The organism is Planktothricoides sp. SR001 (assembly GCF_001276715.1).
GTDB classification, from domain to species: Bacteria; Cyanobacteriota; Cyanobacteriia; order Cyanobacteriales; family Laspinemataceae; genus Planktothricoides; species Planktothricoides raciborskii.
The window spans coordinates 1-3,100 of sequence record NZ_LIUQ01000124.1 but is presented as its reverse complement, the minus strand read 5'-3'; the positions used below and the strand labels follow the sequence as shown (position 1 = coordinate 3,100).

1 pseudogene is annotated in these 3,100 nt (G+C 44.0%); it reads right to left on the bottom strand.

The features are described 5' to 3' along the window. A pseudogene (locus AM228_RS34695) lies at positions 1–3,100 on the bottom strand (S-layer family protein); the annotation flags it as partial.

The following is a 3,100-nucleotide window of genomic DNA, read 5'->3' as shown; positions in this document are numbered from 1 at the left end:
CCCAAACTGAAAATACTAATATCACCGCCTTCGGTGTATCCAGCAGAGCGAATGGCATGGCGATTTTCATCACCGCCTAGGTTCGTATCGCCACTGGTGGTAATTGTGACATTCCCCGCATGACCGACTTGAGAAAAAGATTGAATCGTTGCGGAACCAATATTGAAACTAGGAGTGGGTTCTGTACCCAGAAGATTTACGCATTCACAGGGATTATCATTATTGAGTTGACCAGCAATATTACCCGCATCAATGATAATATTTCCTCCTTGTTGATTTCCCCAAGCACTAATATGAGAGGTACTAATATTACCCGCAGCATTCAGAGTAACATCACCAGCATTGTTCAATTGGGAAAAAGAGAAGATTACCCCGGTATTAATTGCGCCATTGTTACTGATGATATTGACATTGCCACTGCTTTGTGACCCAAAAGTGCTGATGTGAGAGGTGGTAATATCACCATTCGCTTTGAGAATTACATTGCCCCCTGTGCCGCTCTGAGCATAAGATGCAAGATTAGCTTGGTCATTGTTAAATATTGATGCGACTTCAACAGAAGATACGTCATCGTTGGAACTAATTTGGGCTTCCCCAGATAAGTTGCCAATTGTCGTATTAATGCTGCCATTATGACTGGTGATCCAAATATCTCCACTGTAAGATTCAGCCGAAGAACTTTGGTTATAAGAACTTACAAACCCTGTACGAATATCTCCACTAGCATCAATCTCGATATGGCCTCCTGAACCTTCCTGGGAATGAGAATCAAGTTGACCAGCGCTGGTGTCAATACTGCCATTATGACTGGTGATCCAAATATTTCCGCTGTAAGAATCAGCCGACAAACTTTGGCTATAAGAACTTACAAACCCTGTAAGAATATCTCCACTGGCATCAATCTCGATATGGCCTGCTGAACCTTCCTCAGCATGAGAGTCAATTTGACCAGCGCTGGTGTCAATAGATCCGCTGCTGCTTTCTAAAGTGATCTTACCGCCAACAACGTTCAGAGAAGATGAATTAATCGAACTGGTTTGAATATTGCCTGCGGCAGTTAAACTTACAGAACCGCCTTTTCCTTCTTGAGACGAGACATTGAGTGTCCCCTCGGTAGTATCAATGGCACCACTATTGCTGATCAGAGTGATATTCCCACCAGCGGTTAATAAACTATCTACATTAATGGAACCTGTGTTAATATCGCCTGCGGCATCTAATTTTACGGAACCTGCGGTACTTTCGTGTTCAGTACCAGTATCGAGTGTCCCTCCGGTAGTATCAATGCCACCACCCGTACTGGTCAGAGTGATATCCCCACCATTGCTATAGGAACCTGATGCCCGAATGGAACCTGTATGAATATCTCCTTCAGCCGTTAAATTGACTGCGCCTCCAGATCCGCCTAAACCACTAGATCCACTGTTGATCCCAGCCGTATCAATGCCACCACCCGTACTGGTCAGAGTGATATCCCCACCTTGCCCCTTGCTTTCTGAAGATATGTAACCTGTGTAAATATCGCCTACGGCAATTAAGCTCACAGAACCGGCAGATGCGTCAGTTTGTATTGAGTTTTCTGCCGAACTATTCAGTAATCCGCCAGTTGTATTAATACCACCACCGCTTTTCAAGGTGATATTGCCACCATAGCCCACAGAAGCCGATGATTCAATGTCACCTGTGTGAATATCGGCAGCGGCAGTTAGACTGACAGAACCGGCATATCCTTCATCAGACGAAGTATTAAGTGACCCACCCCTTGTATCAATGACACCAGCATTACTGGTCATAGTAATCTGACCACCTTGTGATCCGATATTATAGGATGTAATGCTGCCTGTATGAATATCGCCTTCAGCAGCGATTGTCACAGAACCGGAATTTCCATACAAAGACCAAGTATTAATTGACCCGCCAGTGGTATCAATGGCACCAGCATTACTGGTTAAAGTGATATCACCACCTTGCGGAAAGAAATTAGATGATTTAATGTCACCTGTGTAAATATCCTGTTCGGCAGTTAAGGTTATAGAACCGGCATATCCTTCATCGTAAGAATTGTAGCTAGTATTGAGTGACCCGCCAGTGGTATCAATCGCACCAGCATTACTGGTTAAAGTGATATCCCCACTTTGAATATCATCAGATGTAGAAATATTCTCAATGACCGTAATATTTCCCATTGATTGCAGGCTGAAATCTCCGCCATCAGTGATAGACATTCCGGTTAATTCGTCAGTGACACCGCCAACAGTGATATCGCCATTTGGCACATAAAAAATTGCGCCACCACTGCCAGCCGTTGCCTCTAAATTATTCGCTTCCAGACGCAAAGGTTCGGTTTCTAACCCAATACCTCCTTCCCCTACTGTTTGGAGTTGAACTGCACTGGCATTAATTAAAGAATCGCTATTAACCTGAGTAATATTTCCGCCATTGGCATTGATATTAACCTTGTCACTATTCACTTGGTCTAGGATTATGTTTCCGCCATTCGTTAAAACATTTACCTGACCGCTAGTTTCTGTTGTCACGTCACCAGCAGCTAATACTAACCCCGTATCAGAATTCGGGTCTATGGTGACTGCTGAACTGGTTAAAGTAATAGTCCCATCAGGGTTATGTTGCACTTCAGTGGCGTCAAGAATTTGACTGCCCCCGGTCAATAGTTCTGGTAGAGATAGAGGATTAATTACTCCTTGATTTAATCCCGGTGTGGCGATATCTAAACTTAGGATATTCCCCGGCTGACTAATTCTAACGATGCTTTCCCCAGGGACGGCAGCAATACTAATATTTCCTCCAGGTGCGGATAGATTTCCACTGTTGAGAATGCCGCCACCTAATAAGGTTAAATTTTGCCCGGAATTTAAGGTTAAGTCGGCAAAGTTAACTACCCATCCAGGTTGGGCTAAATCAAAGCTAAAATCACTGGGATTGCCGACTAGGTTTGCCCAGTTATTGTCGCCAATAGATTGGAACCAATTATTATTGCCAAAGCCAATAGATGTGGCGGTGGTAGCGGTAAAATCTGCGGGTACATTCAGGCTGGCATTTGGCCCAAAGAGAATCCCGGCTGGGTTCATTAAGAATAAGT